This window comes from Exiguobacterium sp. s89, from assembly GCF_018617735.1.
GTDB lineage: Bacteria > Bacillota > Bacilli > Exiguobacteriales > Exiguobacteriaceae > Exiguobacterium > Exiguobacterium marinum.
Genome location: NZ_JACSKS010000002.1, coordinates 671,441 through 695,910, shown reverse-complemented (window position 1 = coordinate 695,910; position 24,470 = coordinate 671,441). Strand labels below are relative to the sequence as shown.

Here is a 24,470-nt window from a genome sequence, read left to right as displayed (position 1 = left end):
GACCAACCCCGTAGGATTGGTCTAGGTGAAGCATTAGTTAGCTTTCTTTTCGTTACCTGAAGCGATGACCGCTTGGATCTCTGATTTCAATGCATCCGAACGTGGTCCGAAGATTGCTTGAATGTTGTTACCCACTTCAAGGACACCAGATGCGCCAAGACGTTTCAACTCATCTTTGTTAACTTGTTCTTTATCTTTTACTTCGACACGAAGACGTGTGATGCATGCATCGAGGTGCTTGATGTTTTGTGAGCCACCAAGACCTAAAAGGATATCTTGTGCAAGTTCCGAACCAGTAGCTGTTGATTGTTCAACAACCTCATCTTCACGACCAGGTGTTTTAAGGTTGAACTTACGGATAACGAAACGGAATCCGAAGTAGTAAACAACCGCGAACACGAGACCGACTGGAATGACGAGCCACCAAGCCGTACGACCTGGAAGAACACCGAAGAGCAAGAAGTCAATCAAACCACCTGAGAACGTCATCCCGATCTTAACGTTCAAGAGGTGCATCGTCATGAACGAAAGCCCTGCGAATACTGCGTGTACTGCGAAGAGAAGTGGTGCTACGAACAAGAATGAGAACTCGATTGGTTCTGTGATACCAGTCAAGAACGATGTAAGGGCAGCAGAAGCCAAGAGACCACCGACAACCGCTTTACGCTCAGGACGTGCTTCATGGTACATTGCGAGTGCTGCTGCAGGAAGACCGAACATCATGAACGGGAATTTACCAGTCATGAACGTACCTGCTGTCAATTCAGCACCGTCACGAATTTGTGCGAAGAAGATCGCTTGGTCACCACGTACGATGTTGCCCGCCGCATCCGTGTATGAACCGAATTCAAACCAGAACGGTGAGTAGAAGATGTGGTGAAGACCGAACGGAATCAATGAACGTTCGATCAAACCGAAGATGAACGCCGCGAATGTGCGGTTCTCAGTTAACATGAAGTTCGAGAATGTGTTCAATCCGTTTTGTACTGGTGGCCAGATCAAGAGCATAACGAAACCAGCGACAACTGCTGCAACTGCCGTTACGATTGGAACGAAACGTTTACCAGCGAAGAAACCAAGGAATTGTGGCAATTCGATATTGAAGTACTTGTTATAGGCCCATGCGGCGATGAGACCCATGATGATTCCTCCGAATACCCCTGTTTGAAGTGTCGGGATACCGAGTACGTTCGCGTACGATGGGTCACCTTGAGCTAACACTTCAGGTGTGAGTTCGAGCCAAACACCCATGACTTTGTTCATGATCAAGAATCCAACGATTGCTGCAAGTCCGGCAACCCCGTCACCTGCTAAACCGATGGCGACACCGACTGCGAACAAGAGTGCCAAGTTCGAGAAGATGACTCCACCTGCTTGCTCCATCAATTGAGCGAATTTCACGATGCCATCGTTTGTTAACCACTCGGCACGTGTCGTAAGTTGCGGGTTTTGCATTGCGTTACCGAATGCAAGAAGAAGACCGGCAGCCGGCAAGATCGCAACAGGAAGCATAAGTGCTTTACCGACTTTTTGAAGAACACCAAAGATCTGCTTAAACATCAACATTTCCTCCTTTTTGTAAGTACATATAAACAAATGATAGCGATGTAGATGTCAGACAACCGACGTATCTAAACGTTTTCATAAATCACGTTTATAAAAATAGAAAAGGCATGAATAAGGATAGAACGTAGACCTCCCCCAATGGAGAAATCACATAACGTTCCACTCCTTACTCATGCCTGATCGAATCAGTAACACGTAAGACACGTGGTATCATTTATCTACTTGTAAGGCGCTGGAGATGCATCGTCAAATATGTCGCTTCACCTCGTGGGACGGGACGCTTTAATTCGCGTTCCATGATGCCCATCAGCTCCCAAGCAGTACTATAGCATAGCGGATATTCGTCGCGCAACACCTTTTCAATTTTTTGTGGGGCTTCGACCATCTCACCGGTCGCAACCCGCTCAACAGCATACCTTAAGTGCCGAAGTAAGCGCTTATAATCCAGTGAGGAACGGTCCATTTTCACGTTCAAACGACTCTCAATCGTCTTTACGATTTGTCCAATAATCTGGTTGTGTCGGTTGACTTCCAGGACGTTTTTAAATGTCGTTGCTGAATGGATATGCAGCGCGATAAATCCAGTTTCCGCATCAGGCAATAATACGTTCAATCGTTCGTGGAACATATCGACGATTCGCTCCGCGAGCGCATACTCATTTGGGTAAAGAGATTCCGTTTCAAGTAAAAACGGGTTCGTCACTTCCATCCCTTGCTCGATTCGCTTCATCGTAAAGAATAAGTGGTCGGTCAAGCCGATATGAATATGCTCATCCACTTTCTTGCCCGTGCTCGTTTCAATAAATCCGACAATTTCTTGCATGAACGCAATAAAGTCCTCATCGACATGTTTAACAAGTTCTTGATATTGCGACTGTTCTTCTTTGTCCGTCAACTGATACACTTTCTCCGGGACGCTGGCCGGGTCGACGACATCGCCAGGTTTTTTACCAAAGCCAATCCCCTTCCCGAGCAGAATGACTTCCGGATCCGTATCATGTTGACAAATGACAACGCTATTATTCAACACTTTTTTGATCGTATACATCGGTAATGTCATTCGCATCGCATCCCTTACTAAAAATCGTTTCGCTATCTAGTATATCGGTTCATGCCCTAAAAAAGTAGGGACAAAACAAAAAAGGCGAACATTTCTGTCGCCAATTAAAACATTGAATAACCGCTCTTTCGTAAGAAACGAATCGTCACACCAGCCAAGATTGCACCGAGCAATCCAAAGCCAAGCATGAACAAATCGAGAAGTTGCAACCCGACGAGTCCCTGATAGACACTCGTAAGCGCGGTAGATGTCTCGGTCACGTAACTTGAAAGTTTGACATTATCAATCATCATGATGACGAAAATTGGATAAATGAACACAAGTGTCCATGTTTTTTTGAGTAACATATTCAAGATGAAGCCGATACTGAAAAAAATCGTCATATACAAAACGGCCCCAATGACCGCCTGAATTATATGCATCTGTTGTTCCCCCTTGTCCGCTCTTCATTATACAAAATTTCAACTCATGTGGTCAAAGAACTTCATGTGAAGATTTCTAAAGAAAACGGCTCGTTCCACTTTCAGAACGAGCCATACATCATTTAGGATTAGAACTTCCCTTTTTTGAGGACGAGTCCGTATTTTTTCAATTCGATGAAGTGTTTGTTGTCGATGACTTTCTTCATGAATGACGCGTTGCGACCGAAGATCTTTTTGCCCATCACGATCCCGATACCATCGTTGTGTCCGAGCGAAGCAACTGTTCCTTTACTCTCGTAAGTGAACTTCGATGTCGATTTGCCATTAATGAGTGCCGCGATGTTTTTCGCAACGTTGTGAGCTTGTTGTGTCGCAATTTGCGCCGTCGGTGGATATGGACGGTTTGATGCCGGGTCCATGACCGCCGAGCAGTCACCGATGATGAAGACGTTATCGTGACCTGGTGCACGGTTATCCGCTTCGACCATGACACGATTACGGACTGCTTCAAATCCTGATTTTTCGATGATTGGGCTACCGCTTACACCACCTGTCCAGATGATTGTGTTAGCCTTAATCGTTTCTGTCGTCTCACCTTTAAGCGGGCCGAATGTGACGATGCCTGGCTCAACACCTTTGATTCCGTTACCGAGTTTCATCTCGACACCGTTACGCTCCAACCATTTCTGCGCATATGTCGTGAGTTCAGGGTCGAATCCTGGAAGAACCGTCGGTGCTGCTTCAATGTTGACAATGCGGACCGCTTCGCGTGGTACGTCATATTGCTTGCAGAGTTCAGGAATTCGGTTGACGATTTCACCAAGGAATTCGATTCCTGTGAAGCCAGCACCACCAACAACGATTGTGACGAACGAATTGTCAGAAGAACCGTTTGTTTTATATTGAGCGAATGAGTACTCGATATGTTCTTTAATTTTACGAACACTGTTCAATGAACTGATAGTCATCGCATGTTCTTTAAGACCTGGGATACCAAATGTCTCAGGCACACCACCAAGACCAAAGACAACGTAGTCATATTCGACGACCGAACCGTCTTCAAGCATCACTTGTTTTCCAGCAGTATCGACGCGATCGACGATTCCTTTGACAAATTTCACACGTGATGGGTTCACGATATCATTAATGTAGACGCGCGCTTGGTCTGGGTTCATCGTTCCAGCTGCCGGTTCGTGAAGCCAAGTCGTTTGGTAGTGATAATCATGTTTGTTGATTAGCGTGATGTTCGCATCTCCTGCAGCGAGTGTCTTTTGAAGGTTGACGGCTGTAATGAGTCCGCCAAATCCTGCACCAAGAATAACAATGTTAGGTCGTTTCATGTTCATTTCCACCTTGTTTAAAAGTTTTGTTTTTTCGAACAACCATGTTGTGTGTTTCTTCACATAGATGTTCACAATAAAGCCTATTCTTGTTCAACGTCTGTTCACAATTGCTTCTGCTTCATTGTACGCTCTTTAATTTGAATTCTCAATGAAAAAGCTCCCCTTCTTGAATTTTTTTTAAAAATGTTGCATGTTTGTACTGAATGGATTTAATTCAATAAACTCTCTATAATAACTGTATACGCTTTGAGGAGGAATTCGATGAAGACGACAAAAGATGTAATCATCATCGGTGGTGGTCCGATCGGACTGTTCACCGCATTTTATGCAGGCATGCGCCAACTCGATACGACGTTGATTGAAAGCTTACCGCAACTCGGGGGACAATTGTCAACGCTCTATCCTGAAAAATATATTTATGATATTGCTGGTTTTCCAAAAGTGAAAGCACAGGACTTAATCGATCAATTGAAAGCACAAGCTGACCAATTCGAACAAGATTACCGCCTCGGTGAAACCGTTGAAACGGTGGAGCGTCTCGAGGACGGGACATTCATTTTGACGACAAATAAAGAAGAGTATCATACAAAAGCTATCATCATCACAGCCGGAAACGGTGCTTTCTCCGCTCGTCCACTCGGTCTCGATGGCTGTGAAGATTACGCCAACCTTCATTACTTCGTTGACAATATGGAAAAATTCCGTGACCGTCGTGTCATGATTGCCGGTGGTGGCGACTCAGCTGTTGACTGGGCACTCATGCTCGAAGGCATCGCGAAAGAAGTACACATCGTTCACCGCCGTGATCGCTTCCGCGCCCACGAGCATACGGTCGAACAGATGAAAGCTTCGACGATTAACGTCCTCACACCATACAACATCGAGTCATTGTCAGGTGATACGCACATCGAATCTGTCGAATTGACTGATAAGAACGGCGAGTCAAAAATCGTTGAAATCGATGATTTGATTTGTAACTACGGATTCGTTTCATCGCTAGGTCCAATCAAGAACTGGGGAATGGAGTTCGAAAAAAACACGATCCGTGTCGACTCGCGCATGGAGACGACCGTAGCCGGCATCTTCGCTTGCGGTGATATCGCCACATACGAAGGAAAAGTGAAATTGATCGCGACCGGTTTCGGTGAAGCCCCAATTGCCATCAACCAAGTGAAGCAACTTGTGGACCCGACCGCTCGTCATCCACAACACTCGACGTCTGTATTTGCCGGGAAATAATGTTAAATCCTCTGTGGATATGCCCACAGAGGATTTTTTTCATTTCCGCATTGTCTGGAGAATGACTCGGTCGATCCAATCATCGAGTTGTGTGAACACATAGCCCGCCTTCTTCGCTTCGGCAATCGACATATAATAGTCGACATCCGAATCATACGGGGAAGACTCTCCGTCTTTTATAATTTGAACGGGTTTTCCGACGTGTTGACCAATTCGTTCCATCAACGCTCCTATGGAAATAAGGCCATCACTCGCTGCATTGAATGGACCAGTGACGTTTGCACGTCCTACCCATTCCAAAAAGCCTGCTGCTTCCGCGCTCGAGATGAATCCCATCCTCGCTTCCGGGTGATGCAGAACGACCGGTTCTTCGTTTCGGATCGCATCTACATAAAATTTGAGTCGATCCGTATAGTCATCCGGACCTAAAACGATGGGTAGGCGTACCGTCACCACCGGGAACGAGGCGCGATGGAAGAGAAACGATTCAGCTTCTCGTTTCCCTTGTCCATAATCGTGTTCCGCGTCTAAGTGATATTCATAATGAAGTGGATTAAAATCACTTTCATTTAAATCAGGCCCCGGTGCATACACCGACATCGTTGACGTCAGTACGTATTTCCCGTCCTTTCCCATGAACGCATCTGATGCAATCTTCGCCTGATACGGTGTAAAACAAATATTGTCGTAGACGAGATCGTACCGTTCACGTGCTAAGTCTTTCAATGTCGCCACCGATTGACGATCTCCTTTGACGGACCGAATCCCTTCGGCTTCTGGTACTTGCAGTTGGCCCCTCGTCACAATCGTCACATCGTCCCCCGCTTCAGCAAGTCGCAGCGCGAGCCGTTTCCCGAAATAGCGTGATCCTCCAAAAATCAATACTTTCCTCATCACCCTAGCCCCCTTTGATACGATTCTCTTTCCTACATTCCCTTTCCCTGCCGTTCCGTAACTGCTCGAATCGCACAAAAAAAGACTATGGCGTTCCATAGTCTAAACTAGTTAGCAATCTCCTGGTGTCCCGGCATTCGTCGCCGTCCGGAAACTCGACCCGCAGCCACATGTTGCGATGGCATTCGGGTTTTTAATCGTGAAGCCCCCACCGAGCATCGACTGCTTGTAGTCAATCTCGAGTCCGTCGACGACTCCATGGTCTGCTTCAGCGACGATGACGCGGACGCCGTGATGATCGAATTGAACATCTTTGTCCGTTTTTTCCTCGTCAAAGCCCATCCCGTAAGATAGTCCCGTACATCCACCACCTTGTACTTTTACTCGCAAGTATTGCGCTTCCGGGCGTTCGGCCTGTTTCATCATCTCTTGCACTTGAAGTGCGGCTGACTCTGTTAAATGAATCATTTGAACTCCTCCTCATATATCTTCATTTCAAGTCAATTGACTTGTAGTTTTGTGCATTTTCTTGTATAACTAAACTGTAACAAAAAAAATTAAATCGTTCCATCTTCGGGGCAGGGTGAAATTCCCGACCGGCGGTATTGAAGAATTGATTCTTCTCAGCCCGTGAGCGAGCAAGGCGTTGCTTGCTGATTTCGTGAGATTCGAAAGCCGACAGTATAGTCTGGATGGGAGAAGATGGCGGCATCCGACCGATATCCGGATGTTTTCTTTGACGTGGACTCTTCCACCTCGGAAAACATCTATTTCGTATGCGCGTAAACTCTCCCGATTGTCTTCATTGCAATCGGGTTTTTATATGCGACGGGTGCCATTCATCGAGGAGCGACCTAAAGGAGAGATTCTGATGAAAACTACGCGCAATAAACGACTGACTACAATGGTGACGTTGGCGATGCTCGGGACGATTTCGTTCGTACTCATGCTATTCAACTTCCCGCTCCCATTCTTACCGCCATTCCTCAAAGTGGACTTTAGTGACATTCCCGCACTCATTGCCGGAATCGTCTTTTCCCCACTCGCAGGTGTCGTGGTCGTCGGATTGAAAAACGTCTTGTACTACGTCTTTAACGGTGGCGGTGTACCAGTCGGAGAAGTCGCAAACTTCTTCGCAGGTGTGGCCTTCATGTACCCAGTTGCTTGGTTCTACCACAAACGTAAGACGAACAAAGCACTCGCTTCTGGCTTACTCGCCGGAACAATTACGATGGCACTTAGCCTCGCCATTTTAAACTATCTTGTCATCTTGCCCGCCTATGCGTTCTTTTTCGGAATGGCAGACATGGCAGACCCGGCAGTGAAAACGGACCTCGTCCTTTACGGGATTTTACCGTTCAACTTGATTAAAGCGATCTTAATCAGCGCGCTCTTCGTCCCTCTTTTCATGAAATTGAAGCCGTGGATCGAACGTCAACGCGTCCAACTTCTAGCATAATCGATATACGAGCATCTAGGCTTTGCCTAGGTGCTTTTTTAACCGAAATTTAGGGAGGGCACTCAATGATGACTGACGAACAGAATTTGATTCATTTTTTTCAGCAAGATTCAGAACTCATGCAGCATCTCCATACTGTCGCCACCCTCAATCTACCGGATTGGTTGATTTGCGCGGGTTATATTCGCGCGAAAGTGTGGGACCATCTTCACGGATACGATACACCGACAGAGACGGATGACGTGGATGTGATTTATTTCGACCCGATTCATCCGGAAGAATCCATCGAGAAAAAATTAGAGCGGACGTTGTATCAACTGAACCCAGGCGTACCTTGGTCAGTCAAAAACCAAGCAAGAATGCATCATGTGAACCATCTCCCACCGTACACTTCATCGACCGATGCACTTGCACACTTCCCCGAGACCGTGACAGCAGTTGGGGTGAGACTCGATTCAAATGACGAGCTCATCCTTGCCGCGCCATATGGGATTCAAGATTTGCTCAGTCTACAAGTGAAGCCAACACCGTTCTTTGAAGCAAACTCTTCAAACCATCCGATCTATTTGAAGCGACTAAAACAAAAAAACTGGCGCACCCAATGGCCGAACATCACACTTCACCAATCATCTGCATACTAAAAAGCGACCACCGAAGTGATCGCTTTTTTTATACCGATTAGAGAAGAAGTCCAGCCAAAGTAGCTGACATCAAGTTTGCAAGCGTACCTGCGAGAATCGCGAGAACACCCATGCGTGCGATATCTCCACGACGGTTTGGTGCCATACCACCAAGACCACCGAGAAGGATTGCGAGTGATGAGATGTTTGCGAAACCACAAAGTGCGAATGCGATCATCGCTTCTGTACGAGCTGACAAATCACCTGAACCGATGATTGGTGCAAATTCAGAGAATGCGACAAATTCGTTCAAGACTAATTTTTGGCCAAGGAAGCTACCGAATTGTACAGCATCTGCCCACGGTACACCGATGACGAAAGCAAGTGGCGCAAAGACATAACCAAGAATCAACTGTAATGACAATCCGTCAAATCCGAAAAGACCACCAACTGATCCGAGGATTAAGTTAACGAGTGCAATCAATGAGACGAATGCAAGAAGCATCGCACCAACGTTCAATGCAAGGAAGAGACCATCAGATGCCCCTCGTGCAGCCGCATCGACAAAGTTTGCTGCTTTATTCTCTTCGTCTTCAACGATTTCGATGTCATCATCGGCTTCCTCAGACTCAGGAACGATGATTTTAGCAAACAATAGACCGGCTGGCGCTGCCATGAAACTCGCTGCTAGCAAGTACTCAAGCGGTACACCAAGCGCTGCGTAACCAGCAAGAACAGATCCGGCAACCGATGCAAGACCACCGACCATGACCGCGAAGAGCTCAGACTGTGTCATTGTTGGAAGATAAGGCTTGATAACAAGCGGTGCTTCCGTTTGACCGACGAAGATGTTCGCCGTTGCTGAAAGTGACTCTTTACGTGATGTCCCGAGTGCTTTCGAAAGTGCCGTACCAAGAATACGGATGACCCATTGCATGACGCCAAGGTAGTAAAGCAATGCGATTAATGATGACATGAACACGATGATTGTCAAGACTTGGAAAGCGAATACAAAGTTCCCTTCCCCTACAGCTGTACCGAAGACGAAGCTAATCCCTTCGTTTGCTGTATTCAATACCGCTTGAACTCCTCCAGAGATCCAAGCAAGTGCCGCACGCCCCCAAGCTGAATACAATACGAGGAAAGCGAAAGTGAACTGGACTGCAAATGCAGCAAGGACAGTACGCCATTTGATGGCTTTACGGTTGGTAGAGAAGATGTAAGCGATTGCAATTAGTGCCAAAATACCAACCACACTCATGATTTTCATTGATGTTGTGCTCCTTTCATATTAAACAAAGCGATTATATGTGTCATACCCGAAAAGAGATGTGCCCTACCGTTTGAAACGCTTTCTTTTTACCGTTGTTAAACGTCAGACAACCTACATTCGAACCTCTTAGAATATACCATCCCTCTTTTTAAAATGCAACGGGTGAAATAAAAAAGTTTGAGGCCATTCCCCCAAACTTTTTACCAAGCCATCTCTTCTATTTTTTCATACACCTTCGATACCAACTCGTCCGGTGTCCCACCAGTCACGACTTCTCCGTCGACAAGGCAGAATAAATCAAGCGAACAGACACCACAGTAGCCTGTGCAGCCGTATTCAACCACATCAAGATCAGGGTCGGATTCCAATTTTGCACGTGCCACTTGTGAGCCCATCGCTAAATTCGAGGCACAAAACTCAATGATTGGATTCATCATATATGTCACCGTCTTTCTTTACGTGAATTATCGGAAAATGGTTCTTCTACGGCAGATTATAACATGATACAGTTGAAGAGTAACAAAGGGGGATTATTATGCGCAAATTAGTCGTCTTAGGTGGCGGTTACGGGGGAATGCGTGTCATCGAAAGAGTTCTTGGGCATCAATTACAAGACATCTCGGTCACGCTCGTCGACCGCTTACCTTATCATGGATTGAAAACAGAGTATTATGCGCTAGCCGCAGGAACGGTCTCAGATCGAGATATTCGTATCGACTTTCCAGAAGAAATTGACTACATATACGGACAAGTCACGGACATCGATACCGAAGACAAAATGGTTCTGCTCGCAAGTGGAGAAAAAGTGCCGTATGATGACCTCGTCATCGGATTAGGTTGTGAGGACAAGTATCACAACGTTCAAGGGGCAGCGGAGTTCACGTATAGCATTCAAACACTTGAAGAGTCACGTAAAACGCAACAAGCAATCAACGGCTTGCGACCTGGCTCGGTCGTCTCTGTCGTTGGGGCAGGACTGTCCGGTGTCGAACTCGCCAGCGAACTTCGTGAGAGCCGACCCGATTTGACGGTCCGTTTGTTCGACCGAGGTCCATCAGTGCTATCGTTCTTATCGAATCGGGTCTCGATGTATGTCCAGTCTTGGTTTGAAGAACATGGCGTTGAAGTCGTCAACAATGCGAATATCACACGCGTCGATGCCGATGGCTTATGGAACCATGAAGACTTGTTCCCGTCTGACTTGACCGTATGGACGGCCGGGATTCAACCGGTCGCTGTGGTACGTAATCAAGGTTGGGAGCTCGATGGGGGCGGGCGTGTCAAATTGACGGAACACCACTTCGTTCCCGGTTTGCCGGACGTCTTCATCGTTGGTGACAATGCAAGTTTGCCTTACGCACCGTCCGGACAACTCGCGGAAGCCCAGGCAGAACAAATCGTTCAAATCCTTCTCTGTAAATGGAAAGGCGTTGCCTATCCGGAGTTACCAGACATCAAACTGAAAGGGACGCTCGGCTCCCTCGGGAAGAAGGCTGGCTTTGGGGTGTTTATGGGGAAACAATCACTTACCGGTAAAGTTGCCCGTCTATTGAAGTCCGGCATTCTTTGGAAACATAAAGTCATCAAATAAACAGGAAGAGTGGCAGTCGCCGGACTGCCACTCTTTCATTTAATATCGAAACTCCGTCTCCCCATCCATAGCGGGCAGTTCAAAGCTTCTCTGTTGAGACTAACAAATCTTCGGACGACGTCGCAATTTGTCTCGTTGCGTGTTGCAACTCCAGAATAGCATTTGTCACTTCTTGAATCTCATCAAACAAATGATTCATCTTACCATCAGTCATCGTCGAGTCTGTAGCGATTTTGACGAACAGATCCGTTACATGATGCATACGATTCATCGAATCTCTCATGTCTCGCTCTGTGATCATCACACGTTCAGTTGTTTCTTCAATTCGTCGATTTAAACGCTCTGTTAAGTGTTCAACTTGTTCGGCTGATGTTTTTGATTGATTAGCGAGTTGTCTCACTTCAGAAGCAACGACCTGAAAACCTTTTCCTTGTTCCCCAGCACGTGCAGCCTCGATCGCCGCGTTCAAACTAAGCATATTCGTTTGGTCTGCGATTCGTTTGACTCCGATAGTGATTGAAGAGATTTCAGACATCAATTGATTGAGTTCACCCATTTGGTGAGCGGAGTTCGATAGCTCTTCTGAGATAATCGTCAACTGGTTCGTCTCATTCATTAGCGCCTCTTTCCCAAACTGTGATGACTCACGCATGTCGCCGAGCGTCTCCTTAGCATCTTCGCTCATAGAACGCATCTCTCCGACCATACCGTTCATCAAACTAAAATTAGCCGTCATCTCTTGTGTCATCGAAACTAGACCTTCTGTGGTCGATTGAACTGCCTTACTTATTTGTTCACGATAGTCAATCTGATTTTTCATTTTAGCTGCTTCTTCATCAAACATTTCTAGAACGATTTGCTGTTCAAAGTTGAAAATCTTTGCCACCGCTGAGATGAGTTTCATTTTTGAAAATGAGTCGAACGATTCCGCTTCGATTTTCTCTAAAATATAATCGAATATTTTTTGGAAGGCCGCCATATACCATTTCCCTTTAAGGCCAATCATATGATGGCGCTTCGCAATCCGATATCGTTTTTCAATGTAAGCTGAGTCAATGATTCCTTCAAACATTTCACCAATATGGGTAGTTAATGTCACTTTGAGTCGGTCCGAAGATGAGTGTTGATTGATGATATGATTCATCTCTTCTATTTCTTCTAAGTGACTATAAAACAGTTGAACAAGTTGAGGCAATACTTCTTGAATCTCATATCGATAGCTTCTCAAATATGCTAAGTCTTCTAATGTCAGTTGAATCAACTGTCGTTGTTGATTTAATTCTGGTGAAAGATCAATGTTGACTTTATCAATTTCGATCACTTTATCCAATTTTATCTGTACGTCTTTCTTTTTCCGAAACATCGCCATCGCCTCCTACAATAAATAGGATACAAAAAGATGAAGTTATTCCCTTCATTCAAAAATAAGGTGTTTTCGTAGACAAAAAAGACGATTTCATCACACATGAAATCGCCTCATCTGTCATATTTTATTTTTGAGTCGCTTCTATCGCCGCGTACACTTTTCGTAATTGAACGACCCCTTCGTCAATCACTTCCCCGTCGAGTAAGACAAGCGGATAGAACCATTCATCATCTTTGAGCGCCTGCGCAAACTCGTCCTCACTCTGTTCGAAATCAATATACTCGAAAGAAAAGGACTGCTCCGGATACTTGCGTCCGAGCGCACTTTGCAACCACTCATACGTTTCGGTCGAACTCGGTGCACCGACACAACTCGCACATTGAACTTCTGCCCCATACACTGTAATTTTCATCTTCATTCCCCCTCGAAACCATTATACAAAAATCTTGCCCACTCCCGATGAGGAAACGCTCAGCGTAAATGATTGAGAAACAATCTCAAACTTGCTAGAATAAAGTAGAACGAGAAAGGGGTAGATACCATGGAAATGTTTGATCAAGTCCAAGAAGTGCTCGATAAATTGCGTCCGTTCTTGCTTCGTGACGGCGGAGACGTCGAACTCGTTGATGTCGAAGAAGGCATCGTCAAGCTCCGTTTGATGGGTGCTTGCGGCAGCTGCCCGTCTTCAACAATCACGTTAAAAGCTGGTATTGAGCGTGCGCTCATCGAAGAAGTACCAGGCATCGTCGAAGTAGAGCAAGTATTCTAAGCAAAAAGGGAGACTTTCGTCATCCCTTTTTTTCGTGCTTCCATTCATCTAAACTCTCGACCATATAGGTTGGGAGTTTTTCTTGTTCCTGAATAAATGCCGGCCCATGTACACCTGTGTTGACATGAAGCGTGCGAATGCCACCATCAATTCCGAACAAAATATCCGTATGATAGTTGTCCCCGACCATCACGACACTCTCTTTCGTCAACCCAATCATGTCCAGTGCAATCTCAATCATGACGGGTTCCGGCTTCCCGATAAAGAATGGTTCTTTTTCTGTCGTCACCGTTAAAACAGACGTGAGTGACCCGTTCCCAGGTAACAAACCACGTTCAGTCGGAATGGCGATGTCACCGTTCGTCGAAATGAATCGAGCCCCCGAACGGATAGCGATTGCTCCTCGTGCCAATTTTTCATATGTGATATGACGATCGAGGCCAATGACCACATAATCCGCTTTCGGTTCATCAGTGACGTGAAACCCACGAGATTCAAGCGCGAGACGAAGCCCATCTTCCCCAATCATATAGACGGTTGCCCCAGGAGACATCTTCTCGATATAAAATGCCGTCGCCATCGCACTCGTCAAGACGTTTTCCGCCTTCACATTCGCTCCCATCGAAATCAACTTATCGGCGATCTGCTGTTGCGTCATTGATGCGTTATTCGTGACGAACAAATACGGAACGCCTGTCGCCTCCAATTCATTCACGAAATCGACTGCCGCTTGAATCGGTTCCGTACCGGCATACATCGTACCGTCTAAATCAAACAAATATCCTTTAATCGGTTCCATCCAATCACTCGCTTTCTGGTAAAAATGCGGACACTGGTCCAAGTTCGACTTCTAAGTAGCGACGAACTTGCTCGGAGAACGCGGTAAATTCTTGTTTTGACGTCTTCAGCCACTCATCGAACCGCGATGCATCTGCATCGACAAACTCACGTACATAGTAAGTCCGCAATCCGACGAGTGCTTTTGTCGCATGTGCCGTCTTTTCATCGAGTACGCGTTCATCGAGTAGAATCTCGACAATGTCTTCATAGCTACCTGGGTCTCTCATGATGAATCCGTCAATCATCGAGTTCCCTACGTCGATAATCCCTTCCATGAGTAGTACGGCCATGCGTTGTTTCGCGAGCTCCACCGTAAACGCATCTCCGCTCAATTGATCGGTATGTGCCAACATCGTCTCGATTTGTTCCAGTGTCTGATTAATCTTCTCTCTATTCACAAAATACATGATGATCCCCCCTGCTGTTAATACTAATCTTTTTTCGTTCAGGAGAAAAGAATCTGTCCTATTTACATCATTTATAAAAATGTGATACACTAATCAACGGATTTAAACCTTAAAAAGTATAACACATTAAATAGATATGACGTGGAGGGTACAACACTATGGAACGTGAATTAGCATTAGAAATCGTACGGGCAACAGAAGCGGCAGCACTCGCTTCTTCGAAATGGATTGGTCGTGGACAAAAAAATGAAGCCGACGACGCTGCAACTTCTGCTATGCGAGAGGTCCTTGGCACGGTCAACATGGATGCGACAGTCGTCATCGGAGAAGGTGAACTCGATGAAGCACCGATGCTATACATCGGAGAACGACTCGGTACCACGTTCGGTCCCAAAGTAGACATCGCCGTCGACCCACTCGAAGGGACATCGATCGTTGCGAAAGGACTCGGTGATGCGATGGTCGTCATCGCTGTCGCGGATGAAGGTGCCCTCCTCCACGCACCAGATATGTATATGGATAAGCTCGTCGTCGGACCGAATTTGAAAGGGAAAGTCTCACTCGACGAACCACTCGAATCTATCATTGAAAAGGCAGCAAAGTATAACAACAAACGCATTGAAGAAGTGACCGTGATCATGCAAGACCGCGATCGCCACGAACATCTTCGTCAAGCCGTCATGAATGTCGGGGCACGTGTCAAGTTGTTCGAGGATGGCGACGTATCAGCCGGAATCGCGGCTGCCGTCAAAACGAACCCGATCGATATCTTCATTAGCACGGGTGGTGCCCCGGAAGGCGTCATCACGGCCGCTGCCGTCAAGGCACTCGGTGGCGACATGCAGGCCCGTCTTCATCCGATGAATGAAGAAGAGTCTGCCCGCGTCATTTCGATGGGATTAAAAGACCCGCTCCAACTCCTCACGCTCGACGACCTCGTCAAGAGTGATGACTGCATCTTTGCTGCAACAGGTGTCACGTCGGGTGAGTTGCTCGATGGCGTCAAGTTCTTGACGGATGATATCGTTGAAACGACATCGCTCGTCATGCGCTCGAAGACACGTACGATCCGAAAAGTCGTGGCCGAGCATTATTTATCATTGAAGCCCTACTTACAAAAAGCTGAAGTCAACGCCTAAACTAAAACGCCTTGCTCAATATGAGCGAGGCGTTTGTTTGATTAAAATCCTTGTTCTGTCCCATGCACCGGCTCGTCTGCACCAGTTATATGGTTGTCACGAATCGAGTCGTAAAATGTCGCATACGTTGTCGAGAAGTATGGTCCGATGAAGAAGAACCCGATTCCAAGTGTCAAGAGCCCGACGAGGAACCAGCCGAAGAAGGACAAGAAGAGCATGAATGCTTCCATCTTGTGACCGTCCATGAGGCGACGTGATTCTGTGATGGATTCAAGTGCCGACAGTTCAGGCTGGTCGCGCAAAATGTACGGTGTGAGCGAGTACGAGAATGCTTTGATGATTCCCGGTACGACGAGCAATAACGTCCATAACACGAGGAATACACCCATCACAAACGATGTAATGACATGTTTCACATAACGCATCTGAAACGGCTTGAACATCGTCGAGAGCGACGCCCCCTTTTCACGGGATACGCCGAGTGCGAGCCATGACCAACCGATGGCAAGTGGGGCGATCAAGATTTGCAAGACATTCGACACGAAACTTAACGTGAGGTCCGTCGACGTGAACGGTTCTGGTGAATTGACGTCCATCTCGGGAGCAAACCATTGCGGAATCCCATTGATGATGAGGAATAAGAGCGCCAACCCGGCCATCAACCACCATTTCCCTTTCAATGCTTGCCGTGCATGTTGTTTCCATTCAGATCTCATAGTAACCCATCCTTTTTCATAGTCTTTCTATAGTGTACGTGAAAAGGTTGAAGTACGTTTCAAAAAATCATAAAAAAAGGGAAAGGAATTTCCCTTTCCGACTAGCGAATCATCACGTTACCTAAAAAGAACTGAGACATGGATAAGATCAATAGCAACACCCCGAGTGATAACACAAGATGTGATGCGACTTTAAAGACACGGCTTCGTAAGAACGAATGGCCGTATTCAAAGCGACGGATGATCAACACATGAAAGAGTTCAAACAGAATGACTGCCGCCGTAAAATAGAAGGTCATCATGATATGGAAACCAAAGAAGAGCATGGCCAATATCCCGAGTCCGAAGTTATGAATTCGATTATGGACGTCATCCCGATCCCCGACGGTCGTTTGTACATGTTGCATCCAATCACCTCACTCTAAAAACCAAAACTACGTAGTTATCCTTAATGACAATTTATCACATTTTTCCAACCTCAAAACTCGAAGTCACGACTTTTTACCTAAACGAAATATTTGGAAATCAATTGTAATAAAAAAAGTGCTGACGTCTCAGCACTTCACGCATTTGATTCTTCTGTCTTGTTGAATTTCCGCTTCAACTTCAGTTTTTGCTTCGTTCCACCAAAGACAGGTCCACTCTCTTCTTCATTGATTTCTGTTTCTTTCTTCAAAACGAAATATGGACAACCAAAATTACAATATTCGTATACGTAGTCCATCACGTGATCAATCCGGTTCTCGTACGTCGCCAATTTGGATTTCGGTTCATAGAATCCTTTCAACCGCAATTGACCATGTCCCCAATCACCTACTATATAGTCGTATTTATCAAGCACGTCACTATATCGTGCGATAAACGCTTCTTCATCGAAGCCGTCTCGTTTTTCTTCTAAGACGGTATAACCGTGGCGATTCACTCGAATCATCGCTCCCACCTCCACTCTGTTATCATAGCATGTCACCATCGATGCGCTCTATCCTTTTCGAATCACTTCATGACGGGCGACAATGGTTTCCCGTAATACGTCCCGCAATAACTCAGGCATGAAATATCGTTTCGGTTGGTCTGCCAAATATGGGAGAAGCGGACCGAATGTCAACATATCGACCGTCGCGACGCGGTATGACCGGTTCAGATCCAAGAGCTGTCCCATCACATAAACTTGTCCATCGCGTTGCTCGATTTGATAGAGGCTCGGTTCTCCGAGAACGGTACCTCTGAATCCTAGACCTCTCACATGCATATTCGTGAACGTTTCTTCGTTTACATCATGTAAAAAACGTGCCAACGTTTTGCCGTCTAATGTCAGAACACAAGGGTTGATTGGATGCGGACAAATGTGATGCAACATATTCAACGTCACTTTCCCGGGAGCAAGTCCTTCTAGCACAACACCGGAAGGGATAATCCCGACGTCTGCCTCACACCAGTCGACCATGCCTTCTACAAGCAAATCGCTGAGAGGGGAGTGTCCAAACCAATCTGACGTGTACCCGTCCGTTTCAGCAATTGTAATGTCAAGAAGTCGTTCGGCCTCTGCCCTTTCCGTATGCAACAAACTCAATGTATCCGGACTATCAGATTGATGTGCTAGTTCGTGCAGACGTGCTTCTTTTGCCACAACTTTCGTCCCGTCAATCGTCAGCGTGACTTCCCCGACATACTTGCCATACTTCCCTGCCTGTGCGATCAACACACCGTTCGTCGTTACACCTTCATCTAAGACGTGATGTGTGTGTGCACCGAGAATGACGTCGATTTCAGGAAACATCTCAGCTAATCGCTCATCCCCAAAAAATCCGAGGTGACTGAGCGCGATGATGACGTCACAATGCGCCAACTGCTTCAACGCTCGCTTCGTCGCGTCCAATGGCGACTCAATTTGCCATCCGAGCTCTGGATACAACTCTTCATATGGAGCAGTCACACCAAACAACCCGATTTTTAAATCATCTTGCTCGAGAACGAGCGTCTCCTCGACCCAATCCGGTCGTGAACCGTCACCCTCATACACATTTCCAAGTAAAACAGGAAATGTCGCTTCGTCATACAGCTCGGCTAGCCAATCATGAGGGAACGTAATCCCTTCGTTGTTCCCGATGGTGACAGCCGTCGGTTGGAGCCGCTCAAGTAATCGAACGTTCAACTTCCCACGCGTCACTTCAGTCGCCGGATGTGTGCGATCGGCATGATCTCCTAAATCAAAGTACAGCGTGTCGTCAGTGCGATGTTCTTCTAAAAATGAAACAAGTTTCGGCCATTGGTCGAACTTTGAGTGAAGATCATTGTAGTGAAAAATAGTAAGTATCGTCACGGCCATCCCTTCTTTCTAAAACAAACTGATTTGTCTCGGTGCAAGCTCATATTCGAGCCCAAGAATTTCAATTAGACGCTTCGCATTCGGCGCTGCATCCCCGGCCGAGTTGTTGTTAAAGTATACATACACGTCTTTCGCCTCACGGTCAATCTCGCGAAGTGAAACAGCCAATTCCTGAAGTTCCTCCTCGCTATACCGATACAGACAACGAACGTGCCGCCATTCTTGACTCGTCATCCCCGGCTTTTTAAGCCATCCGGACGTGTTTCGTCCATGCAATCGAACGACCGCGACGTCAGGATTTGTCACGACCGGTACGAAGGGGATGCTACTCTCTTTCGTCTGGGGCTCATCACAAATTGTGTTGATGAAGCGTTGTTCAGCTAAAAATTGGAGCGTACGGTCTCGGAACGCTTCGGAGAACCAAGAAGGATTTCGAAACTCGACGGCAATCTCATAGTCGGAAAGCTCGGCACGTAGTGTTCGTAAATAATCGAGATGCGGTTTTGAGACATCGAACCATGGCGGTAGTTGAACGAGCACAGCTCGTAATTTCCCTGACTTTTTCAATGGGTCGACAGAAACGCGATATCGTTCAAACAACTCAACTAGTGGCGTTTTCGGTTCACGATCGTGTCCACTCATTTCCCTGGAAACTTTCACGATGAATTGGAAGTGGTCCGGTGTCTCGTCATCCCACTTCTCGAAATTTTTAACAGGTTGTATTGCATAAAATGTCGAATCAACTTCAACGGTCGGAAAATGACCTGCGTACGTTGAAAGTTTTTGTTTTCGTTCTTCTGGAGTTGTATATAACAGATCATGGTCCCCCCAACCCGTCACACCAATGTAAATCATAGCGTCCTCCTTTACGATTCTGAAATAGCGGCTGCCTTTCGCTTCGACCAGTTCCATGTCCCTGTATATGTGATCAACAATAAGACAAGACCCATGATGAACGGATAGCGCATATCGATATCAAAGGCAATACCTGCCAAAGTCGGCCCTAAAATGTTTCCGATACTCATATACGCATTGTTCATCCCCATCGCGAGCCCCTGCTCATTTCCTGCCAGTTTCGAAACAAGCGTATTCAACACCGGTCGTAAAATCGAGGTCGATAAGAAGATGACGAGCGTTACAGCGAAGAACAACATGTATGTCCCTGCGAATAAAGACAACAAAAAGCCAAAGGAAGCAAGCGCGATGAAGGCGAGCACGACCTTGACCTCTCCCAAGAGTTCAACGAGACGATCTACTGCAAATAATTGAACGATGACGCTAACAATTCCTGTCCCGGTAACCATGATAGCAATCTCTTGTGGTGTCGCATCGAACATCTCGCTGACATATAGCCCAAGCACCGATTCATACGCCATTAGTCCAAACGCCATGACCAAGTTGATGACCAACACGAAAAAATAAGGCTTTCGCGTCGACATGACCAGTTGTGTCGGCAACGACTCTTTTACCGTCGGCGCCTTGTATGGAGCACGGTCAGGTTCTTTCAGGAGAAGTATCGAAGAAATGACGGCAATAAAGGATACAATGGCTGAAACGAGCAACGGTGCCTTCAATCCGAACTCAGCAAAAAAACCACCAATCCCTGGCCCGACCACGATTCCAAGTGACATTGCCGCGGAAATATAACTGTTCCCTCGAGCTCGTTGCTCCAGTGTCGTGATATCCGCCACATAGGCAAAAATGGCTGGAATCAATAGCGCAGCACCGACACCCCCGATGGCACGAGACACGAGAAGGACCGTCAAGTTATCGGATAGATAAAAGACACCCATTGAGATCGTGAATCCAATCAGTCCCAAAATAATCATCAATCGACGTCCATAAACATCTGCCCATTTTCCGGCAATCGGTGACATGACAAGTTGGGCACCCGCAAATACGGAAATCATGAGTCCGGCGGCCGTTCCCCCTTCGCCGATCATCTTTAAGTAGTCCGGAATAATCGGTATGATGATCCCGAATCCAGCGACGGCGATAAACATGTTCAACATGAGGATCGCCAATTGTTTTTTTTGTTTTGTCGTCAATGCATGTCACTCCCTTTTCATCTCTTCATTTTACTGTTTGTGCTCGGGTATGGGCAAACAATAAGACAGAAAAAAGCCCATCCTCGACCAAAGGATGGGCAAAATTTAAGAGATGCGTGATTGTGCAAGCGATTCTTGGGTTCCACTCTTCGGAAGGAGAAGCGTGATCACATACACGATCATCGTCGGAACTGCCCAAGCAAGACCAATGTCCGCCATTGGCAAGCTAGTGATCCAAGCTGTTGCCGCAGAAGGTTGGATGCCGTTCCACGTTTCGAAGATTGAAAAAACGAGGGCTGTATAGATCGTCGCTTTCATCGCCACACCAGGGTTGCGTTGAAGACGTTCCGTCACCGATACGAGCACAAGGGCGATCATGACCGGATAGAGAAGCGTGAGAAGTGGGATCGCGATTTGAATCAACGTACCCAATCCGACGAGTGAAATTAAATAACCGAACAATGTAGTCGCAACGACGACATGGTGATACTTGAGTGAATCAAATTGATTACTGATAAAGCGTGAGAACTCTGAAATGAGTCCGACCGCTGTCGTCAAACAAGCAAGGAAGACCGCTAGTCCGAGAGCAAGCATTCCGACTTGTCCGTAAGACGTACCAGCAAACGCTTGAAGAAGGCTTGCACCACTCGTCGTCCCTTCAGCGACCGCCATGTTTGCTCCGATTGATCCGAGCGAGATGTAAACGAGCATCAAACAGGTTACGGCAAGCATACCTGCAGAGCGAAGAAGAGATGATGCTTCTTTTTGATCACTCAATCCATTGGCTTTCAACGTGACGAGGACGATTGCCCCAAAGACGAGGGCCCCGAATACATCCATCGTCAAATAGCCTTGTTGGAAACCTTGACCGAGCGCACCGACCCACGTCTCAAATCCTGCCGCCGGAGCTCCTGGCTCTCCGAGCGGTGCGATGAGGTTCGTGAGCCCAATCGACGCGAGCAAGAACAAGAGGATTGGTGTGATGATGCGTCCGATGACTTCAATCAACTTTTGAGCACGGAGCGTCAAGAAGAACGTCAACCCGAAGAAGACGGTCGAACTCATCGCAAGTGTCAAAGTAGAAGGTGAATCGAGAAACGGAACGAGTCCCATTTCATACGTGACAGCGGCCGTACGCGGGATTCCGAAGAATGGTCCGATGGCCACATACATTAATCCCGTCAAGATGAGTGCGAGACGTTTAGGAATATAACGAGCAATTTGATCTGTTCCACCGCCGACCCGAGCGACTGCGAACAAAGCAAGAAGCGGTAAACCGACACCCGTAATGACGAACCCGATCATCGCCGGTACGAGATTCTCTCCCGCCAAGGCGCCGAGTTCTGGTGGGAACAGCAAGTTCCCGGCCCCAAAGAATAAAGCAAAAATCGTAAACGCTAACGGGAACAATGTCGATTTTTTCATACAACTACCTCCATACACTTGATATTCCGAACGACTTAACAAAAAAATAATAACTAAATTTTCTGACAATATATCGCTTGGTCTATTTCATTATACACACTTCCTACTGTTTGACCACCCCATCTACAAAATTAGAGGTTTAATTTTTAAAAAGGTGGATTTCATAAAAAAACTCCCCTGAAATCTACAAGGAAGTCGTAAGCGCTTAATACTTAATATCGAACGAACGGAAAGCTTGATTTTCTGTTTCCTTCTCCTCAATCTTTTCAACACCGACGAAACGGTTACCGTCTTTCAAAGCTTTTTTAAAGGCTTCAATGTCTTTTTCTGGTCCTTCTACATGAAGTTCGACTGTCCCATCACTTTGATTTCGAACCCAACCTTTGATTCCGTATTGTTGTGCGGTCTCTTGTGAAAAATACCGAAACCCGACTCCTTGGACACGTCCAGATACAATCAAATATTTAGCGACGACTCTCATTCTATTTTCCTCCTTCATTTTGACAAAGATGTTTAGACGTCCTTACTTTAGGAAACAGTATTTAAGTAAAATAATGGAATTGGAGTGGTTTTATGAATGACTTTATTAATTTCGTGACAACGATTTCGGACTGGCTTTGGGGCGTGCCCATCATCTCGTTACTCGTCTTATCCGGTGTCTTCCTCACGATCAAGCTCGGTTTTTTTCAGTTTCGTTACCCAATCTACATATTCAAGCAAACGTTTGGCAGCATCTTCAAAAAACCAAAAGGTGAAGGCGACATCAGCCCGAGACAAGCATTGACATCAGCCCTCTCTTCAACAGTCGGGGCCGCGAACATCATCGGTGTACCTGCAGCGATTATGTTCGGGGGACCGGGTGCCATCTTTTGGATGTGGGTCATCGCCATCATCGGCATGGCCATCAAATTCTCAGAGAGCGTGTTGGCCGTCCACTATCGTGAAAAAAATGATGCCGGCGAATTCGTCGGGGGACCGGTCTATTACATAGCAAAAGGACTTCGGTGGAAATGGCTCGCAACTTGGTTCGCTTTCGCGCTTATGATCGAACTCATTCCGAGTATCATGGTTCAAGGAAACGCTGTTAGCTCCGCAGTCCGTGAAACATTCAATGGGAATACGCTCATCACTGGCATTCTCATCGCTTGTCTCGTCGGCATCATCGTCTTCGGAGGACTGAAGCGCATCGCCAAAGTGACCGAGGTCGTCGTACCCGGTATGGCACTCATTTATGTCGGGGCCGGACTCGTGATCGTCTTGATGAACCTATCTGAAATCCCCGACGTGCTCAGTCTCATCTTCTCTTATGCGTTCGAGCCAATGGCAGCGTTCGGTGGATTCGCTGGGGCCGCAGTCGCCGAGACGATTCGTTGGGGCTTCGCCCGCGGACTCTATTCAAATGAAGCAGGTCTTGGGACGGCACCAATCGCTCATGCCGCCGCACAGACTGACCATCCGGTACGACAAGGGTTCTGGGCGGTCATCGGTATCGTCATCGACACGCTCATCATCTGTAGCACGACCGCATTCGTCGTTCTCTCTTCAGGTGTCTGGACGGCTGACGGTGCGATGGAAGACCCTGCTGCCTTGACGACAATCGCTTTCCGCGAATACTTCGGTTACACAGGAAGTTTACTCGTCACGATCTCACTCATCTTCTTCGTGCTCTCGACGATCATCGTCATCATCTTTTACGGCTCACGTCAGGCCGAGTACTTGTTCGGGTTGACGGCAGGTAAGGTCATGAAGGCGGTCTATATCGTCTCCATCGTCATCGGTTCGATCGGTGGAGCGCAGATGATCTGGAACTTCCTCGACTTGATGCTCGCGATGATTCTCATCCCGAACATGATTGCCGTCCTACTTTTAAGCAGTGAAGTAAAACGATTGACGAACGAGTTCTTTACGTCAGAGAAGTATTATAAAAAAGATATCGCCGAAGAAAAGGCGTCTTAACCAACAATCCG

The 24,470-nt window shown here is 46.7% G+C and carries 26 protein-coding genes, 1 pseudogene and 1 riboswitch; of the genes and pseudogenes, 7 read left to right on the top strand and 20 right to left on the bottom strand.

From position 1 onward, the window contains the following. Positions 1–60: 60 nt before the first annotated feature. From ptsG to KNO96_RS09465, 4 genes and pseudogenes are all read right to left on the bottom strand, one after another. Positions 61–1,560: pseudogene (gene ptsG, locus KNO96_RS09480) on the bottom strand (glucose-specific PTS transporter subunit IIBC); the annotation flags it as partial. Positions 1,561–1,780: 220 nt separating this feature from the next. Next, complete coding sequence (gene glcT, locus KNO96_RS09475) at positions 1,781–2,626, bottom strand: glucose PTS transporter transcription antiterminator GlcT (RefSeq protein ID WP_026825514.1); 846 nt, start codon at positions 2,624–2,626, stop codon at positions 1,781–1,783. Between the two features lie 104 nt (positions 2,627–2,730). After that, positions 2,731–3,048 carry a YuiB family protein gene (locus KNO96_RS09470; protein WP_026825513.1) on the bottom strand — a complete coding sequence of 106 codons (318 nt, stop codon included), beginning with the start codon at positions 3,046–3,048 and terminating at the stop codon, positions 2,731–2,733. 128 nt (positions 3,049–3,176) lie between these two features. After that, positions 3,177–4,388, bottom strand: coding sequence for an NAD(P)/FAD-dependent oxidoreductase (locus tag KNO96_RS09465; RefSeq protein ID WP_214699311.1), 1,212 nt, complete (start codon positions 4,386–4,388; stop codon positions 3,177–3,179). 264 nt (positions 4,389–4,652) lie between these two features. Here KNO96_RS09465 and KNO96_RS09460 point away from each other — a divergent pair, with 264 nt between their 5' ends. Then, the gene (locus KNO96_RS09460) at positions 4,653–5,630 is read left to right on the top strand and encodes an NAD(P)/FAD-dependent oxidoreductase (protein WP_026825511.1); all 978 of its coding nucleotides are present in this window, start codon (positions 4,653–4,655) and stop codon (positions 5,628–5,630) included. A 39-nt stretch (positions 5,631–5,669) separates the two neighbouring features. Here the strand turns inward: KNO96_RS09460 and KNO96_RS09455 are convergent, their stop codons facing one another. Together KNO96_RS09455 and KNO96_RS09450 are read right to left on the bottom strand one after the other, a co-directional pair. Then, entirely contained in the window at positions 5,670–6,524 is an 855-nt protein-coding gene (locus KNO96_RS09455; RefSeq protein ID WP_214703460.1) for an NAD-dependent epimerase/dehydratase family protein, read from the bottom strand. A 111-nt stretch (positions 6,525–6,635) separates the two neighbouring features. Continuing rightward, the gene (locus KNO96_RS09450) at positions 6,636–6,992 is read right to left on the bottom strand and encodes a HesB/IscA family protein (RefSeq protein WP_026825509.1); all 357 of its coding nucleotides are present in this window, start codon (positions 6,990–6,992) and stop codon (positions 6,636–6,638) included. Between the two features lie 97 nt (positions 6,993–7,089). Continuing rightward, positions 7,090–7,232: riboswitch (FMN riboswitch) on the top strand. A gap of 163 nt (positions 7,233–7,395) precedes the next feature. Here KNO96_RS09450 and KNO96_RS09445 point away from each other — a divergent pair. Further along, complete coding sequence (locus tag KNO96_RS09445) at positions 7,396–7,983, top strand: ECF transporter S component (protein WP_214703459.1); 588 nt, start codon at positions 7,396–7,398, stop codon at positions 7,981–7,983. Between the two features lie 65 nt (positions 7,984–8,048). Next, positions 8,049–8,624 carry a nucleotidyltransferase family protein gene (locus KNO96_RS09440; protein ID WP_251125093.1) on the top strand — a complete coding sequence of 192 codons (576 nt, stop codon included), beginning with the start codon at positions 8,049–8,051 and terminating at the stop codon, positions 8,622–8,624. Positions 8,625–8,661: 37 nt separating this feature from the next. Here the strand turns inward: KNO96_RS09440 and KNO96_RS09435 are convergent, their stop codons facing one another. Both KNO96_RS09435 and KNO96_RS09430 read right to left on the bottom strand, forming a co-directional pair. Next, on the bottom strand, positions 8,662–9,873 hold the full coding sequence (locus KNO96_RS09435) for a NupC/NupG family nucleoside CNT transporter (protein ID WP_214703458.1): 1,212 nt from the start codon (positions 9,871–9,873) through the stop codon (positions 8,662–8,664). Between the two features lie 203 nt (positions 9,874–10,076). Continuing rightward, the gene (locus tag KNO96_RS09430; protein WP_483297374.1) at positions 10,077–10,310 is read right to left on the bottom strand and encodes a YuzB family protein; all 234 of its coding nucleotides are present in this window, start codon (positions 10,308–10,310) and stop codon (positions 10,077–10,079) included. A 101-nt stretch (positions 10,311–10,411) separates the two neighbouring features. On the opposite strand from KNO96_RS09430, the gene KNO96_RS09425 reads away from it, so the two are divergent. Further along, positions 10,412–11,467 carry an NAD(P)/FAD-dependent oxidoreductase gene (locus tag KNO96_RS09425; RefSeq protein ID WP_214699325.1) on the top strand — a complete coding sequence of 352 codons (1,056 nt, stop codon included), beginning with the start codon at positions 10,412–10,414 and terminating at the stop codon, positions 11,465–11,467. A 79-nt stretch (positions 11,468–11,546) separates the two neighbouring features. On the opposite strand, the gene KNO96_RS09420 is transcribed toward KNO96_RS09425, so the two are convergent. Both KNO96_RS09420 and KNO96_RS09415 read right to left on the bottom strand, forming a co-directional pair. Next, positions 11,547–12,830 carry a globin-coupled sensor protein gene (locus tag KNO96_RS09420; protein ID WP_214703457.1) on the bottom strand — a complete coding sequence of 428 codons (1,284 nt, stop codon included), beginning with the start codon at positions 12,828–12,830 and terminating at the stop codon, positions 11,547–11,549. 127 nt (positions 12,831–12,957) lie between these two features. Beyond that, entirely contained in the window at positions 12,958–13,245 is a 288-nt protein-coding gene (locus KNO96_RS09415) for a YuzD family protein (protein ID WP_214699329.1), read from the bottom strand. Positions 13,246–13,374: 129 nt separating this feature from the next. Here KNO96_RS09415 and KNO96_RS09410 point away from each other — a divergent pair, with 129 nt between their 5' ends. After that, complete coding sequence (locus tag KNO96_RS09410) at positions 13,375–13,602, top strand: NifU family protein (protein ID WP_012726833.1); 228 nt, start codon at positions 13,375–13,377, stop codon at positions 13,600–13,602. Between the two features lie 19 nt (positions 13,603–13,621). Here KNO96_RS09410 and KNO96_RS09405 read toward each other — a convergent pair whose 3' ends face one another. Both KNO96_RS09405 and KNO96_RS09400 read right to left on the bottom strand, forming a co-directional pair. Next, entirely contained in the window at positions 13,622–14,401 is a 780-nt protein-coding gene (locus tag KNO96_RS09405) for a TIGR01457 family HAD-type hydrolase (RefSeq protein ID WP_214703456.1), read from the bottom strand. A gap of 4 nt (positions 14,402–14,405) precedes the next feature. Beyond that, a complete protein-coding gene (locus KNO96_RS09400) occupies positions 14,406–14,849 on the bottom strand; it encodes a DUF86 domain-containing protein (protein WP_026825500.1) in 444 nt (147 codons plus the stop codon). A gap of 158 nt (positions 14,850–15,007) precedes the next feature. On the opposite strand from KNO96_RS09400, the gene glpX reads away from it, so the two are divergent. Continuing rightward, positions 15,008–15,988: a class II fructose-bisphosphatase gene (glpX, locus tag KNO96_RS09395; protein WP_026825499.1), complete on the top strand. Its 981-nt coding sequence runs from the start codon at positions 15,008–15,010 to the stop codon at positions 15,986–15,988. A gap of 41 nt (positions 15,989–16,029) precedes the next feature. On the opposite strand, the gene KNO96_RS09390 is transcribed toward glpX, so the two are convergent. The 8 genes from KNO96_RS09390 to KNO96_RS09355 form a co-directional block, all read right to left on the bottom strand. Next, on the bottom strand, positions 16,030–16,704 hold the full coding sequence (locus KNO96_RS09390; RefSeq protein ID WP_026825498.1) for a DUF975 family protein: 675 nt from the start codon (positions 16,702–16,704) through the stop codon (positions 16,030–16,032). Between the two features lie 101 nt (positions 16,705–16,805). Next, the gene (locus tag KNO96_RS09385; RefSeq protein ID WP_026825497.1) at positions 16,806–17,111 is read right to left on the bottom strand and encodes a hypothetical protein; all 306 of its coding nucleotides are present in this window, start codon (positions 17,109–17,111) and stop codon (positions 16,806–16,808) included. A 155-nt stretch (positions 17,112–17,266) separates the two neighbouring features. Next, positions 17,267–17,635 (bottom strand): YutD family protein, encoded by a 369-nt coding sequence (locus tag KNO96_RS09380; RefSeq protein WP_026825496.1) that lies wholly within the window; start codon positions 17,633–17,635, stop codon positions 17,267–17,269. 48 nt (positions 17,636–17,683) lie between these two features. Further along, entirely contained in the window at positions 17,684–19,030 is a 1,347-nt protein-coding gene (locus KNO96_RS09375; RefSeq protein ID WP_026825495.1) for a bifunctional metallophosphatase/5'-nucleotidase, read from the bottom strand. Between the two features lie 9 nt (positions 19,031–19,039). Beyond that, positions 19,040–19,885: a DUF72 domain-containing protein gene (locus tag KNO96_RS09370; protein WP_214703455.1), complete on the bottom strand. Its 846-nt coding sequence runs from the start codon at positions 19,883–19,885 to the stop codon at positions 19,040–19,042. Positions 19,886–19,896: 11 nt separating this feature from the next. Continuing rightward, positions 19,897–21,078: an MFS transporter gene (locus tag KNO96_RS09365; RefSeq protein ID WP_214703454.1), complete on the bottom strand. Its 1,182-nt coding sequence runs from the start codon at positions 21,076–21,078 to the stop codon at positions 19,897–19,899. A 105-nt stretch (positions 21,079–21,183) separates the two neighbouring features. Next, positions 21,184–22,503 carry a branched-chain amino acid transport system II carrier protein gene (gene brnQ, locus KNO96_RS09360; RefSeq protein WP_214703453.1) on the bottom strand — a complete coding sequence of 440 codons (1,320 nt, stop codon included), beginning with the start codon at positions 22,501–22,503 and terminating at the stop codon, positions 21,184–21,186. Positions 22,504–22,708: 205 nt separating this feature from the next. Further along, entirely contained in the window at positions 22,709–22,984 is a 276-nt protein-coding gene (locus KNO96_RS09355; protein WP_214703452.1) for an acylphosphatase, read from the bottom strand. 92 nt (positions 22,985–23,076) lie between these two features. Between KNO96_RS09355 and KNO96_RS09350 the strand changes: the two genes are divergently transcribed. Continuing rightward, positions 23,077–24,459 (top strand): alanine/glycine:cation symporter family protein, encoded by a 1,383-nt coding sequence (locus KNO96_RS09350; RefSeq protein WP_026825490.1) that lies wholly within the window; start codon positions 23,077–23,079, stop codon positions 24,457–24,459. Positions 24,460–24,470: the final 11 nt, after the last annotated feature.